The organism is Nitrosomonas sp. (assembly GCF_040256045.1).
Lineage (GTDB): Bacteria > Pseudomonadota > Gammaproteobacteria > Burkholderiales > Nitrosomonadaceae > Nitrosomonas.
The window spans coordinates 25,049-40,752 of the sequence record NZ_JBDZWD010000019.1 but is presented as its reverse complement, the minus strand read 5'-3'; the positions used below and the strand labels follow the sequence as shown (position 1 = coordinate 40,752).

Here is a 15,704-nt window from a genome sequence, read left to right as displayed (position 1 = left end):
TCAAAATATCAGAATTATGGCGGTAGAAATTGTGAAGCAATTATGGATAGTAAAACGTTAAATGAAAATAATAAACTTGAGACGTAACCCACTAAAACTTGACCTTTATGGCGGCTCACGGAAACTTCTGCTCTCTGCCAAGAGAAAGGGATTCGTGATGAAAGATTATCAGAGTCTGAGTCACCCAAAATGGGACTGCAAGTATCACATTCATATCGTCTAGTAGAAAATTTCAATAATCAAAACCCTCGTTTATAACCTCCAGGCCAGGAATCTTAAGATTAAACAGGAGTCTGCATTTCTCGAATTTGAGTAGTCAACAGAACAGGAGAAATAGGCAATCCCTCACGAAAAAACATATCCCCAGTGACACTGATATGGCAAAGACTATGTGTGACAAGGTACATCAGCATCTCTGCTCTACTCATGCAACCTTGGTCTCCATCAGTAAAAACAAAATCTATCCTTTCTGCTGCAGCTTCATCATCTAATTGTTTGGCGTAGCCAATAAGCCATTCGTCCAGTTTTCTGGCTTTGAAAGCCGATGACAACGAAAGGCAGTGCAGTCCCATTGAAAATATTATTGTTCCAGAAAAGATCGGCTGCCTATAAAATAGAGCTTATGTTTTGATTACAGCCAGTAACACCAACACCATCGAGATCGGTTGTACGGGTAGTTGGTTGCAATGACTTCAGGCTAGGGTTCCGGCTTTCCTGTAGAAAGCGGCTGGTCCGAGAGCCTGAGGCTTCGTATGACGAAGCTCCACGGAGGGATAAAAGCCCGGGAGGTTACATAATGCTAAACGCATTATTGATTTCTGTCGTTTCCTGACCTCCTGGAGATTCGTTATATGTATTATCTGCTTGCCTGCTTCTATTTCCGGCTTTACACCGTGTTTCCTGTTTTCCTCGCCCACGGCCCGTCCTCTACAGGAAGCGGATATCTGTGTTTTTCATCGACTTTAAAGAATCTATATTTGTTTTCGCTGATACAGTCAGCATGTATCGCAGTATGGCCTGTTTGATCAGGCAGTACAGTAAGGGGAATCTATGTTTACAAAAGTTCTGATCGCCAATCGGGGCGCCATCGCCTGCCGTGTCATTCGTACTTTGCGCCATATGGGAATCGGCAGTGTGACTGTTTTCACGAAAGCTGATGCGCTATCACGACATGTGCTGGATGCTGATGAAAGTGTTTGTATCGGTGATGGGCTTGCCAGCGAAAGTTATTTGCGTGCCGATAAAATACTGGAAGTTGCCCATCGCACTGGTGCCCAGGCTATTCACCCGGGGTACGGATTCCTGAGTGAGAATGCTTCATTCGCGGAACAATGTGCCGCAGAAGGGATTTGTTTTCTGGGCCCCACTCCTGAACAGATACGTACTTTCGGCCTGAAACATACCGCCCGTGCGCTTGCACAACAACTCGACGTGCCGATGCTGCCAGGTACCGGATTACTGGAACACCTCGAAACCGCCTGCGAAGAAGCACACCGGATCGGTTACCCGGTCATGCTCAAAAGTACAGCAGGGGGAGGGGGTATCGGTATGCGCTTGTGCCGCAACCGACAGGAACTGATCGATGCATATGAGTCTGTCAGAAATCTGGCACAAAGCAATTTCAGTAATGCCGGATTATTCCTGGAAAAATATATCGACCAGGCCCGTCACATAGAAGTACAGATTTTCGGCGATGGCCGCGGAAAAGTGATTGCATTGGGAGAACGTGATTGTTCCATGCAACGGCGTAACCAGAAAGTGATCGAGGAAACACCGGCACCCGACCTGTCACCAGTAACCCGTAACGCATTACAGGAAACAGCCGTGCGCCTGGGGGAATCGGTTCAATACCGGTCTGCCGGCACAGTGGAATATGTCTACGATCCCGCAGTCGACCGGTTTTATTTTCTGGAGGTCAATACCCGCCTGCAGGTGGAACATGGCGTCACCGAGATGGTAACCGGCATCGATCTAGTTGAATGGATGGTGCTGCTGGGTGCCGATGCTTTACCGCCACTGGAATCATTTACCATCCAGCCGCAGGGGGCTTCCATACAGGCTCGTGTGTATGCGGAAAATCCAGCCAAGAATTTTCAGCCGGCCAGTGGCTTGCTGAGCGCTGTCGAATTTCCGGAAACTGCACGGATTGAAACCTGGGTGGACGCGGGTTGTGAAGTATCGGCCTTCTATGATCCAATGCTCGCTAAAATCATCGTTCATGCCGGCAATCGTGATCAGGCCATCGACCGTTTGATCGCCGCATTGGACAAAACCACGCTCTACGGCATCGAGACCAATCTGGATTATCTCAAACAGGTATTATCCGGAACGGTATTTTGCAGCGGACAGGTCAGCACCCAATTCCTCGCCGGATTTCACTACCAGCCGCATACCCTGGATGTACTCAGCGCCGGTGTACAGACGACAGTGCAGGATTACCCGGGCAGAACGGGCTATTGGAATGTAGGAGTGCCGCCCTCCGGGCCGATGGACAGTCTGGCCTTTCGTCTGGCCAATCATCTGGTTGGAAACCCCGATGACTCGGCAGGATTGGAAATCACTCTGGCCGGGCCAACGCTGAGATTCAACTGCAACAGTCTGATTGCAGTATGTGGAGCACCCATCGATGTCTGGCTGGATGGCGCTCCCTTGGAGCAGTGGCGATCCCATTTCATCAAAGCAGGCTCACTGTTACGATTCGGCAAAATCCGTCAGTCTGGCAGCCGCGCCTGTCTGGCCATCAAGGGCGGAATACAGGTGCCGGATTATCTGGGCAGCCGCTCCACTTTTACACTGGGACAGTTCGGCGGGCATGCCGGGCGGGCGCTGTGCACCGGGGATGTGCTACATATCCTGCCTGCAGAAGATGCGGAGCCAAGAACATTGCTCCCCGAAAATATTCCCCATTACACCAGCCGGTGGGAAATCGGAGTCCTGTACGGGCCGCATGGTGCACCGGATTTCTTTACCGAGGCCGATATCAATGAATTCTTTGCCACTGACTGGAAGGTGCACCACAATTCCAGTCGTACCGGTATACGTTTGCTCGGTCCCAAACCCCAATGGGCACGCAAGGATGGAGGTGAAGCCGGCCTGCACCCTTCTAACATCCATGACAATCCCTATGCAGTCGGTGCAATCGATTTTACCGGTGATATGCCCATCATCCTGGGGCCGGATGGCCCCAGTCTGGGAGGATTTGTCTGTCCTGCCGTAATCGTGCAGGCAGAATTGTGGAAAGCCGGGCAGCTCAAACCCGGTGACAGCGTGCATTTTCACCCGCTTACAGCGGAACAGGCACTGATGCTGGAAAAGCAGCAGGACAGCATGATCCAGCAGCCGGATTCCTTCACTCGCGTCCTATCCGATATTCCTGCTTCCCCGGTTGAATCAGGTGATCCTGTATTACACCGGATTCGGGCAAATGACGAGCAGGTACAAGTGGTTTACCGACAATCCGGAGATAAATATCTGCTGATCGAATATGGCGAAGCAGTGCTCGATATCGCACTGCATTTTCGCGCACATGCTCTGATGGCCTGGTTACAGCACTGTATTGAAGAAGGCGACCTACCCGGAATTCTTGACATGACACCGGGCATCCGCTCTTTGCAGATACATTTCGATTCGCGGCTTCTGGCCCGTAACTATCTCCTGGACAGGCTCATTACCGCCGAAAAGAATTTACCAGCAAGCGACGATATGGAAATTCCTTCGCGTATAGTGCATTTGCCACTCTCCTGGGATGATGCTGCCACAAAACTTGCCATTGAAAAATATATGCAGTCAGTCCGGCCGGATGCACCCTGGTGCCCGAGCAACATCGAATTCATCCGGCGCATCAACGGGCTGGACAGTATCGATGAGGTCAAACGTATCGTTTTCGATGCCAGCTATCTGGTCATGGGGCTGGGAGATGTCTACCTGGGCGCGCCGGTGGCCACGCCGATCGATCCACGCCATCGCCTGGTCACCACCAAATACAATCCTGCGCGTACCTGGACACCGGAAAATGCAGTCGGAATAGGAGGAGCCTATCTCTGCATTTATGGTATGGAAGGTCCCGGAGGATATCAGTTTGTCGGAAGAACGGTGCAGATGTGGAACCGCTACCGTCAGACCCAGGACTTTACCGCAGGCAAACCCTGGCTGCTGCGCTTTTTTGATCAGATCAAGTTTTATCCCGTTTCTGAGCAGGAGCTGCTTGAATTGCGCCACGACTTTATCACCGGGCATTTTACACTTCATACTGAAGATACTGTTTTCAGCCTGCGCAACTATCATGCATTCCTGCATCAGCATGCAGGCAGTATTCAAGCCTTCAAAACCCGTCAGCAAAAGGCTTTTGAGGCTGAACGCGAGCGCTGGAAAATCGGAAACGTACAGGAAGACGGTATCAGTGGCGAGGGGGTACTTGATGAACCCGGTATGCAAAATACACCTGATTTACCCGAGGGAGCATACGCCATCAGTTCAGATGTGACCGGTACCGTATGGAAACTGCTGATCGAGACCAGGCAACCGGTCAATGCCGGGGATCCGGTCATCATCATCGAATCCATGAAAATGGAAATCACCCTGAGTGCACCGGTCAGCGGGATCGTGAAACAGATCAGCTGCAGACAAGGTGATTATGTATTTGCCGGTCAGATGCTGCTGATCGTTCAGGAAGAATAAGGGCTGCTGAAGGAGGGCGCTGTCAGCTTGAATGTAAGCTTCTGCCCAATGGAAAGCAGGTCACTCCCCTTGTTCCATAAACGGATCGTTTTGATATCAATACCGTAGCGCTTGGCAATAGCGTGGAGCGTATCACCCTTTTTGACAGTATAAACGATGACTTCCGACCGAGAACGCTTCGTTGCCGGTGGTTTGAGCTGATAGTGTGCAAGGTAGGTCATTTCTCTTGCGTTGCTGCCATCACGCGGCACCAGCAATATCTGGCCTTTTTTCAGAGTGGTACGTTCAGAAAGGCCATTGATCTGGGCCAATCGGGCAACCGGGATACGATACCTGCTGGATAAGTCGCGCAAAGTTTCTGTTTGCTCGATCTGGTAAGTTCGCCACGACACCAGCGACTTGTCATAATTTTCGAGGTTGTCTACGAAAGTTTTTATTTTGGTAACGGGCAGCAACAGTGTCCGTGGAGAATCCTCTGCCTTGATGAGAGGCCGGTGGTATGCGGGATTCAACGCATTGAATTCGCTTTCTGAAATTCCGGCAAGCCGGGCAGCCAGTTGTACATCAATCGGCTGGGTAATCGTGATCTGCTCAAAATAAGGTCGGTTTGGAATGGATTTCAGCTTAATGCCATAACGACGAGGATTAGCAATGATATTTCTGATGGCGATCAGTTTAGATATATAGTTCCTGGTTTCAGGCGGAAGACCGATTTCCTGATAGTTGACAGATTTATTACCGCCATGACTCTCGTTGATCACTTTCTTCAGTGATCCCTGCCCCCAGTTATAAGCGGCCAAGGCGAGTTTCCAGTTTCCAAACATTTTGTAGAGCATCTGCAGATAATCCAGTGCCGCCTGGGTGGCCGCAATGATGTCGCGCCGTTCGTCATGCCACCAGTTCTGCTCCAGCCCGAACGCTTTTGCTGTCGAGGGGACGAATTGCCACAATCCTGCTGCATGCCTGCGAGAGTAAGCATCCGGATCAAACTCACTCTCAATGATCGGCAACAGTGCAATCTCGGCCGGCATACCCCTACGCTCCACTTCTTCGATGATGTAAAACAGATAACGCTGACTACGTTCAACAATATGATCTATGAATCGCTGGTTTTTACTGAAATTACTTTCGTGCTGCCGTACTTCCTGACTTTGAATATTAGCCAGGGAAAACCCGGTCCGTACGCGCATCCATAGATCATCCTGCTGCTTGTGTGGTTGTACCTGATACTGTGCATCCAATACGGTGATACTTACATTTTTTTCTAAAGTTCTGCCGGCTTGCACCGTAACAGGGAGAGAAGCCAATACTACTGCAGCAATCAATGCTAGTGAGGTATTCGATTTTGTCTTCATCCTGAATAAAATGAACGGTTCGCTCGCATAATTGTTTTTTTGAAAATAAAAAAGGCTGGTCACCTGTATTTTTTAATTTTAAAGTGAACCAGCCGGCCCTTTGCTATTTTACATGATTTTATCAATCGACAATTGATTGATTAACACTATTAATCCCAGCTTAATACGCCCCCTGTCTGATACTCGATCACACGCGTTTCAAAGAAATTCTTTTCTTTCTTTAAATCAATCATTTCCGACATCCACGGGAAAGGGTTACCTGCTTCGGGGAACAATGGATCGAGGCCGATCTGATGACTGCGGCGATTGATGATGAAACGCAGATATTCCTTGAACATCGGCGCATTCAGGCCAAGCACGCCGCGCGGCATGGTATCTTCAGCATAGCGATACTCCAGTTCCACTGCCTTGCGCATCAGGACGCTGATTTCTTCACGAAATTCCCGGGTCCACAGATGCGGGTTTTCAAGTTTTATCTGGTTAATGACATCGATGCCGAAGTTGCAATGCATGGATTCATCACGCAGGATGTACTGATACTGTTCGGCCGCCCCGGTCATCTTGTTCTGACGGCCGAGTGCCAGAATCTGTACAAAACCGACATAGAAAAACAGCCCTTCCATGATGCAGGCGAACACGATCAGGCTTTTCAGCAATTGCTGATCAGTTTCCAATGTACCTGTCTGAAACGTGGGATTCGTCAATGTGTCGATGAAGGGAATCAGAAACTCATCCTTATCACGAATCGACTTGATTTCATGATATGCATTAAAAATTTCACCTTCATCCAGGCCAATTGATTCAACGATGTACTGATAGGCGTGCGTATGGATAGCTTCCTCGAACGCCTGTCGCAACAAATACTGGCGGCATTCAGGGTTGGTAATGTGCCGATAGGTCCCCAGTACGATATTGTTGGCTGCCAATGAATCTGCCGTGACGAAAAAGCCGAGGTTGCGTTTGACGATACGGCGTTCATCCTCGGTCAATCCGTTGGGATCTTTCCAGAGAGCGATATCCCGGTTCATATTGATTTCCTGCGGCATCCAGTGATTGGCACAGGCAGACAGATATTTTTCCCACGCCCACTTGTACTTGAATGGCACCAACTGATTGACATCCGCCTTACAGTTGATGATGCGTTTGTCTTCAACGGAAACACGACGATGATCCTCTGCCGACATTTCCTCGTCCGGAGCCTGCCGCTCAGCGATTGCATCGGCCATTCTTGCTTGTGTGCTCGTGCCTGCCAGGATATTTCCCGGCTGAAATACTTCATCTTCAAAAGTCAGCATGATTTTGCTCCTTGGGTTCTGGTAGGGGATTGTTCGATGCTTACTGACATGCTTCACATTCCGGATTGTCGATCGCACATTGCTGTGGGGTCGCGTGGGCCAAGCTGGCTGCTTCGTGCTGCGCGGGAACCGCATTCAGTGTGCCGGTATGAACCGTCGATTTTTCAGCAGTGGTCGCTCCGAGAGCGCGCAGATAATAGGTCGTCTTGAGTCCGCGCAACCAGGCAAGCTGGTACAACTCATCCATTTTTTTGCCGGAAGCACCTGCCATGTAAAGATTGAGCGATTGCGCCTGGTCGATCCACTTCTGCCTTCTGGAGGCTGCTTCGACCAGCCATTGAGGATCAACCTCGAATGCTGTAGCGTACAAATTGCGCAAATTCTCCGGTACCCGATCAATCTTGCTGACTGCTCCATCGTAATGCTTGAGGTCGGCGATCATGACTTCATCCCATAAATCCTGCTTCTTCAGATCATTTACCAGCCACTGGTTGACGACCGTAAATTCTCCGGAAAGATTGGATTTGACATATAAGTTCTGATAAGTGGGTTCGATACTGGCGGAAACACCGATGATGTTGGAAATCGTCGCAGTCGGTGCAATCGCCAGGCAATTGGAATTACGCATGCCGTACTGTCTGATCCGGTCACGCAGAGCATCCCAGTCCTGCGTGGATGAGGTATCGATTTCCACATGGCCGCCGCGCTCCTCACGCAACAACTCCAGCGTATCCTGCGGCAGAATGCCACGATCCCACAAACTGCCCCGGTAAGTGGCATAGGTGCCGCGCTCTTCGGCCAGTTCAGTGGAAGCCCAGTAAACATGGTATGCAACTGCCTCCATCGATCTGTCGGCAAATTCGACTGCTTCCGAAGAAGCATAGGAAATGCCCAGCTTATGCAGACAATCCTGGAAACCCATGATCCCCAGCCCGACCGGTCGATGCCGGAAATTGGCATTGCGCGCTTTTGCCACCGCGTAAAAATTGATGTCGATCACATTGTCCAGCATGCGCATCGCTGTCGTAACCGTCTGTTTGAGCCTGGCCTGATCCAGTTTGCCATCGACAATATGGGCCAGCAGGTTGACCGACCCCAGATTGCATACGGCAATTTCCTTTTCGCTGGTATTCAGCGTAATCTCAGTACACAAATTGGAGCTGTGCACGACACCGACATGATTCTGCGGTGAACGTATATTGCAAGGATCCTTGAATGTAACCCACGGATGTCCGGTTTCAAACAGCATGGTCAGCATCTTGCGCCACAACTGCCGGGCTGGGATGCGCTTGAACAGGGTCAACCTGCCCTGTGTTGCCTGCTCTTCATAGGCGATATAGGCCTCTTCAAACGCTCTGCCGAATTTGTCGTGCAAATCTGGTGTATCGGAGGGCGAAAACAGTGTCCATTCCTGGTCTTTCTGCATACGTTTCATGAACAGATCCGGCACCCAGACGGCAGTATTCATATCATGCGTGCGTCTTCGATCATCCCCGGTGTTTTTACGCAATTCCAGAAATTCCTCGATATCGAGATGCCAGGTTTCCAGATAGGCACAAACCGCCCCCTTGCGCTTACCGCCCTGATTGACCGCCACTGCCGTATCCGACACTACCTTGAGAAAAGGCACCACCCCTTGCGACTTGCCATTGGTTCCCTTGATGCGTGCGCCCATTGCCCTGACCGGCGTCCAGTCATTGCCCAGCCCGCCCGCAAACTTCGACAGCAGAGCGTTTTCCTTGATAGCTTCATAAATGCCATCGAGACTGTCCGGCACGGTGCTCAGATAGCATGAGGACAATTGCGAACGCCGTGTACCCGAATTGAACAGGGTCGGCGTCGAGCTCATGAAATCGAACTTTGATAACAGGTGATAGAACTCGATGGCGCGGGCCTCACGATCGATTTCGTTCAGCGCCAGTCCCATGGCGACACGCATGAAGAATATTTGCGGCAGTTCGATACGCCGTTCGGAAACATGCAGGAAATAGCGGTCATACAAGGTCTGCAGACCCAGGTAGCCAAACTGCAGGTCACGATCGGCAACCAGCGCTTCTGATAACCGCGCCAGATCAAACTGTCCCAAACGTTCATCCAGTAATCCGGCCTCGATCCCTTTCCGGACAAACTCCGGGAAATATTCGGCATAGCGCGACTGCATAATCTCATGAGCAACTTCTTCACCCAGGACTTCATAACGGATGTTATCCAGCAAAAGCCGTGCCGTCACAAAACTGTAGGCAGGCTCTTTCTCGATCAGCGCACGGGCAGACAGCACAGCAGATTTTCTGACTTCCTCGGCGGGCACGCCATCGTACAGATCCTTGAGCATCGATTTGACAATCAGCCCGGCATCGACCGTATTCCCCAGATTCTGGCAGGCTGATTCGATACGAGCCATCAGCCGGGCCGGATCGAGCGGAATCCTTTGCCCGTTTTCCACGATGTGCAACACAGCCACCTGAGCGGAAGCCGGTTGAGCTGATTGCTGCCTTGCCCGTTCACGCGCCCGCTCCTCACGGTACAGCACATAAGCACGAGCGATGTCATGGTCACCCGAGCGCATCAGCGCCAGCTCGACCTGATCCTGAATATCCTCGATATGGAACGTACCGCCCTCCGGCCGGCGGCGGGTCAGAGCATGCACAACCTCCCCGGTCAGTTGTGCCACGATCTCACGTACACTGGAAGAAGCAGCACTTTGCCCGCCTCTTACGGCGATGAACGCCTTGGTCAATGCAATGGAAATCTTGCCCGGCTCAAATGCCACCACGGCACCATTGCGGCGGATGATCTTATACTGAGAATAATTCTGCCGAGCCGCCGGCAAATCGGTCATCTCTTCCAGAAAATTTTTCTGCTGGACGGAGGAGGAGGAAGGGAGGTCTGTGGCAAGCTGCATGGTCAAATTCTCCTGTACGACGATGGTACTGCTGATCGAAAAATGGTCGAAAATCAAGTAGCTGGAAAGGAATTGGCTGAACACTGCTGGACACCTGATAACACAATATATTGTGTCTGACAGGATGAAACAATGGTACCTGTTGTGAAATGCTGTTGTCAACAGCGAACAGAACTTTGTCATGATGCTAGGGTTTCCGGGAGGAGTTCCCTATAATCAAAGAATCACTATCCGAGAAGGTTCGTTATGCACTCAAGTCAGTGGAAGCTGCTTTCGAGCAGGCGCTTTTTACCCTTTTTCGTTACCCAGTTTCTGGGTGCATTCAATGACAATGTTTTCAAGAATGCGCTGGTCATTCTGATCACCTACACCACCATGGATAACGCAGGCCTGAGCCCGCAGATCATGGTCACGCTGGCGGCCGGTATTTTCATCCTGCCGTTTTTCATCTTTTCTGCTACTGCCGGCCAACTGGCGGATAAGTGGGATAAGGCACAGCTGATCCGCCATGTCAAATTCGTTGAAATCATTCTGATGGGGGGAGCAGCGGCGGGGTTTTATCTGGATAGCGTCGTGCTGCTAATGGCGATTCTGTTTCTGATGGGCGCCCAGTCCGCTTTCTTTGGGCCATTGAAATACAGCATCCTGCCGGACCAGTTGCATGAAGATGAGCTGATCGGCGGCAATGCATTGACCAGCGCAGGAACATTCGTCGCCATTCTGCTGGGGACGATCATAGGGGGGCTGCTCATTCTGGCCGAGCAGGGAGAAGCAATCGTATCCGGCATAACGATCGGGATAGCGCTGGCCGGCTGGCTGTCCAGTTTGTTCATTCCCTCGGTCCGCCCGGCGGCGGCAGATACGATCGTCAACTGGCATGTTTTTGATGAAACACGTGCCATCATCCGGCAGGCACGTGAGAACACCACGGTATTTCACGCTATTCTCGGGGTATCGTGGTTCTGGCTGTTCGGTGCCACCTTCTTGTCGCAATTTCCCACCTTTGCCAAAGAAATCATTGGTGGAAATGAACAGGTGGTTACGCTGTTTCTGACGCTCTTCTCAGTAGGAATCGGTATCGGGGCGCTACTGTGCGACAAATTGCTCAAAGGCGAAGTAGCCGCAACTTATGTTCCCTTAGGCGTACTGGGCATGACGATCTTCACCGTCGATCTGTATTTTGCCAGTACGTCACTCACACCTGCAGCAAATGGAACACTCATCGGCGTACTGAATTTCCTGGAATCATTCGCTCACTGGCGTATTTTGCTGGATCTGCTGGCTATCTCGATCTGTGGTGGTATCTACATCGTACCGCTTTATGCCATCGTGCAAACCTATACGGAACCTTCCCGCCGTTCACGCGCCATTGCTGCCAACAACATCATGAATACCCTGTTCATGGTGGTTTCCGCAGTGGGTATCAGCGTAATGCTGGCACTGGATTTCACCGTTTCTGAAGTCTTCCTCACCCTCGCCTTGTTAAATGGCCTGGTTGCGGTGTATATCGCGGGACTGTTACCATATGAACTGGCCAGATCCATCCTGCAGTGGGGATTTCATACGTTCTATCGCCTAAAAATCAAGGGACTGGAACATTATCGGCAGGCGGGAGAAAGAGTACTGATCGTCGCCAATCACCTGTCGTTCCTGGATGCCGCACTGCTGAGCGTATGCTTCCCCGAACGCCTGTGCTTCGCCATCAACACCAGCATTGCCCGCAAATGGTGGGTGCGACCCTTCCTGTTTCTGGCAGATACCATTGCGATCGACCCGACCAATCCTTTGTCTACCCGTCTGCTGATCGAACGCATCAGAAACGGTGACAGGGTAGTGATTTTCCCTGAAGGCCGGCTGACATTGACCGGCTCACTCATGAAAATCTACGAAGGCCCGGCCATGATCGCGGATAAGGCCGGGGCAAAACTATTGCCGGTAAGCCTGTCAGGCCCGCAATACACACTTTTCTCCAGACTCAAAGGGAAAGTAAGAATACGCTGGTTTCCCCGGATCACCGTAACCATCATGCCGCCGGAAAGTTTCGATCTGCCGGATTCAGTCCGTGGCAAACGCCGTCGCCGCGCAGCCGGCCTGAAGCTGTACGACCTCATGACCACAACGACTTTTCAGGGCAATATCCTGCGGCAAACCCTGTTTCAGTCGCTGCTCGATGCTGCGGCCACACACGGCAGAAAGCACGTCATCGCGGAAGATGTCGAACGCAATCCATTGAACTATTCTCAACTGATCATACGCAGCTTCATCCTGGGTATTGTTCTGCGCCGCCATACCCATGCACAGGAAAACGTGGGAATCATGCTGCCCAACATGGTGAGCACGATGATCAGTTTTTTCGCTTTGCATGCTTTCGGGCGTATACCTGCCCTCCTGAATTTTTCGGTCAGTCCCAGAAATCTCATGACAGCGTGCCAGGTAGCACAGATCCGAACCGTCATCACTGCACGCAGGTTCATCGAAGCCGCCAAACTGACCGGGCTGGCCGACAGCCTGAAAGCACAGCAGATCACGCTGATCTATCTGGAAGATCTGAAACATCAGGTGCACTGGTGGCACAAACTGGCGGGGCTGGTGGCAGGCCTGCTGCCGGGAATCAGTTACCGTTATACCCATTACCGGCGTAAGCCGGATGCGCCAGCAGTCGTCCTGTTTACCTCCGGATCGGAAGATGTGCCCAAGGGCGTAGTGCTCAGCCATACCAACCTGCAGGCCAACCGTTTCCAGGTATCCGCCCGGATTGATTTTGGCCCGACCGACCTCGTATTCAATGCACTGCCTCTCTTCCATTCCTTTGGATTGACAGGCGGTATGCTGCTGCCGGTACTGTCCGGCATGCGTGTCTTTCTGTACCCGTCTCCCCTGCATTACCGCGTCATTCCCGAACTGATCTACGACACCAACGCGACCTTGCTGTTCGGTACTGATACTTTCCTCGCCGGTTATGCGCGCCATGCCAACGCCTATGATTTTTACAGCGTTCGTTACGCGTTTGCCGGCGCCGAGAAACTACGGGAAAGCACACGCAGACTGTGGTCGGAAAATTTTGGTGTGCGTATCTTCGAAGGTTATGGCACGACAGAAACCGCCCCGATCCTCAGTTTGAACACCCCCATGCATAACCATCTCGGATCGGTCGGTCGCCTGTTACCCGGTATTTCCAGCAAACTGGAGCCTGTCCCGGGAATCACGCAGGGAGGCAAACTGCTGGTATCCGGCCCGAATGTGATGTTGGGCTACTATCTGGCAACCAATCCCGGGATGGTCGTACCACCTGTCGATGGCTGGCATGATACCGGCGACATCATCGAAATCAACGAGGAAGGCTACATTTTCATCAAGGGGCGCGCCAAACGGTTTGCCAAAATAGGCGGAGAAATGATTTCACTGCCGGCCATAGAAGAATCGATCCATCAGCTGTGGCCAGGCTACAGCCATGCTGTCATCCAGATTCCCGATGCCAGAAAAGGTGAACAGATCGTTCTGATCACAACTCGCCAACCGGCAGATCGCAGCGACATCATCGCTTACTTCAACCAGAATGGCCTGGGAGAACTGGGGATACCGAAAAACATTCTGTACATCGACAAACTACCGCTGCTCGCTACCGGAAAAACCGACTATGTATCACTGCGCGAATGGGTGCTGCAACAAGGAGGTGAAAATATCGATCAGTAAAACAGCTTTTCCTGACTAGATATGAGCAGAATAAAACCCGAAATCATCAATTCAAAAGATACCGGCCGATAAATTTTTTGAGTAACTTCTAACTTTTCAAAAGGTATAATATATTTGAGAATAACAATTATTATTGATTGTGTTATTAATAATATTTAAATACTGACAGTAGATGAGTAACCCCGACTATAAATCTTCTCCCTCTGTTGAAGTCCTGTACAACGATCATCACACTTGGTTACGGGACTGGCTGCGCCGACGGTTGGGTAATGCAGTCGATGCTGCAGATTTAGCGCAGGATATTTTTTTACGTCTTCTGCTGAAACCCTGTCATTTCAATAACTTCCTGGATGCTCGTGCTTATTTGCGAACCACGGCTTATCATCTGTGTGTCGATCTATGGCGTCGCCGCGAGATCGAACAAGCCTGGCTCGATGTACTGAGCACTCAGCCGGAAAATCGGGTACCGTCCACTGAACATCAGGCTATCGTTCTTGAAGCCTTGTATGAGATCGATGCAATGTTGCGCAATCTCCCGTCAAAAGCTGCCAATGCATTCATACTGGCGGTCGCATGTGGCATGACTGATAAGGAAGTAGCAAAGGAACTCGGCGTATCTGATCGGATGGTACGAAAATATATTGCTCAAACCATGCTGCACTGCATGCAGCTCGAAATCAGGGAAATAGTCGTTAATTCCGCTGGTTCACCCGATATTACCTGACTTGGCAACACATCGATTTCAACTCGAAACACACTGTGGCGATTACTGATTCTTCATTACTGAACCAACCCATACCCTCACATGAAGTCATGGAGCAGGCAGCAGAATGGTTTGCACTGCTGCGCTCAGGTGAAGCCTGCGAACAGGATCATCTACGCTGGAACAGCTGGCTGAACAGCGATGCGAGCCATCGTGTCGCCTGGCATTATGTCGAACAGATCAGCCAGCGCTTCAATCCTATCCATACCAGCCCTGATCCGCATTCCACCGCAAAGATTTTACAAAATACCCGGCGAAACCGCCGCCGAGTACTGATTGGTATTGGTACACTGGTCGGGAGCAGCCTGTTTGGCTGGGCAACCTGGCGTCATACAGCGCTTCCCGGTTTTGCCATGGCCTGGATGGCCGACCATACCACGGTAACGGGTGAGGTCCGCAAAATCACGTTACCGGATGGGACCCGTGTCTGGTTGAATACTGCCAGCGCTTTCAATATCGATTATCGATCCGATCTGCGCCGCCTGAATCTGGTAGCCGGTGAAATGCTGATCGAAACTGCAACCGATCCGGTTCGCCCGCTGGTCGTCGATACACCGCAGGGGCGCTTGCACGCATTGGGCACACGTTTTACCGTACGGCTGGAAGAAAGTGAAACTTTCCTGGCAGTGTATGAAGGTGCCGTCAGGGCACACGCCTCCACGGGCACCAGCATCATCGTGAATGCCGGTCATCAGATCCGTTACACGAATGAAGATTTCTCATTGCCGATAACGGCAGATCCTGCACGCGCGGCCTGGACCCAGGGGATATTACTGGCACGGGATATCCCACTCAAACAGGTCGTCGATGAATTGCGCCGCTATCGCAAAGGTTATCTCGGTATTGCGCCGGAAGTGGCTGATCTGCTGGTCTTTGGCAGTTTCCCGTTGCAAAACTCTGATCAGGCGCTTGCCATGCTCGAATCCGTACTGCCCATTCGTATTCAACATACCTTGCCATGGTGGGTCAGTATCGAACCTCGCCTTCCTTCTATTCCACCCGGCACCGATCCGATATAA

At 51.2% G+C, this 15,704-nt stretch carries 8 protein-coding genes and 1 riboswitch; of the genes, 4 read left to right on the top strand and 4 right to left on the bottom strand.

Annotation, left to right across the window (positions count from 1 at the left end; genetic code table 11):
- Positions 1 to 281: 281 nt before the first annotated feature.
- Entirely contained in the window at positions 282 to 572 is a 291-nt protein-coding gene (locus tag ABUL11_RS05395) for a DinB family protein (RefSeq protein ID WP_350282842.1), read from the bottom strand.
- A 114-nt stretch (positions 573 to 686) separates the two neighbouring features.
- Positions 687 to 790, top strand: a riboswitch (guanidine-I (ykkC/yxkD leader).
- A 260-nt stretch (positions 791 to 1,050) separates the two neighbouring features.
- Here ABUL11_RS05395 and uca point away from each other — a divergent pair.
- Positions 1,051 to 4,677 (top strand): urea carboxylase, encoded by a 3,627-nt coding sequence (gene uca / locus ABUL11_RS05390; RefSeq protein ID WP_350282841.1) that lies wholly within the window; start codon positions 1,051 to 1,053, stop codon positions 4,675 to 4,677.
- Here the strand turns inward: uca and ABUL11_RS05385 are convergent.
- The 3 genes from ABUL11_RS05385 to ABUL11_RS05375 form a co-directional block, all read right to left on the bottom strand.
- Positions 4,665 to 6,032: a transglycosylase SLT domain-containing protein gene (locus tag ABUL11_RS05385; protein ID WP_350282840.1), complete on the bottom strand. Its 1,368-nt coding sequence runs from the start codon at positions 6,030 to 6,032 to the stop codon at positions 4,665 to 4,667. The genes uca and ABUL11_RS05385 overlap by 13 nt on opposite strands.
- A 149-nt stretch (positions 6,033 to 6,181) precedes the next feature.
- Positions 6,182 to 7,327, bottom strand: coding sequence for a ribonucleotide-diphosphate reductase subunit beta (locus ABUL11_RS05380; protein WP_396956507.1), 1,146 nt, complete (start codon positions 7,325 to 7,327; stop codon positions 6,182 to 6,184).
- 40 nt (positions 7,328 to 7,367) lie between these two features.
- Positions 7,368 to 10,229 carry a ribonucleoside-diphosphate reductase subunit alpha gene (locus ABUL11_RS05375; RefSeq protein ID WP_350282839.1) on the bottom strand — a complete coding sequence of 954 codons (2,862 nt, stop codon included), beginning with the start codon at positions 10,227 to 10,229 and terminating at the stop codon, positions 7,368 to 7,370.
- Between the two features lie 246 nt (positions 10,230 to 10,475).
- Between ABUL11_RS05375 and ABUL11_RS05370 the strand changes: the two genes are divergently transcribed.
- The 3 genes from ABUL11_RS05370 to ABUL11_RS05360 all read left to right on the top strand — a co-directional run bounded on the left by ABUL11_RS05370 (position 10,476) and on the right by ABUL11_RS05360 (position 15,704).
- Positions 10,476 to 13,922 (top strand): acyl-[ACP]--phospholipid O-acyltransferase, encoded by a 3,447-nt coding sequence (locus ABUL11_RS05370; RefSeq protein WP_350282838.1) that lies wholly within the window; start codon positions 10,476 to 10,478, stop codon positions 13,920 to 13,922.
- A gap of 172 nt (positions 13,923 to 14,094) precedes the next feature.
- Positions 14,095 to 14,646 carry a sigma-70 family RNA polymerase sigma factor gene (locus ABUL11_RS05365; RefSeq protein ID WP_350282837.1) on the top strand — a complete coding sequence of 184 codons (552 nt, stop codon included), beginning with the start codon at positions 14,095 to 14,097 and terminating at the stop codon, positions 14,644 to 14,646.
- Between the two features lie 35 nt (positions 14,647 to 14,681).
- Positions 14,682 to 15,704 (top strand): FecR domain-containing protein, encoded by a 1,023-nt coding sequence (locus ABUL11_RS05360; protein WP_350282836.1) that lies wholly within the window; start codon positions 14,682 to 14,684, stop codon positions 15,702 to 15,704.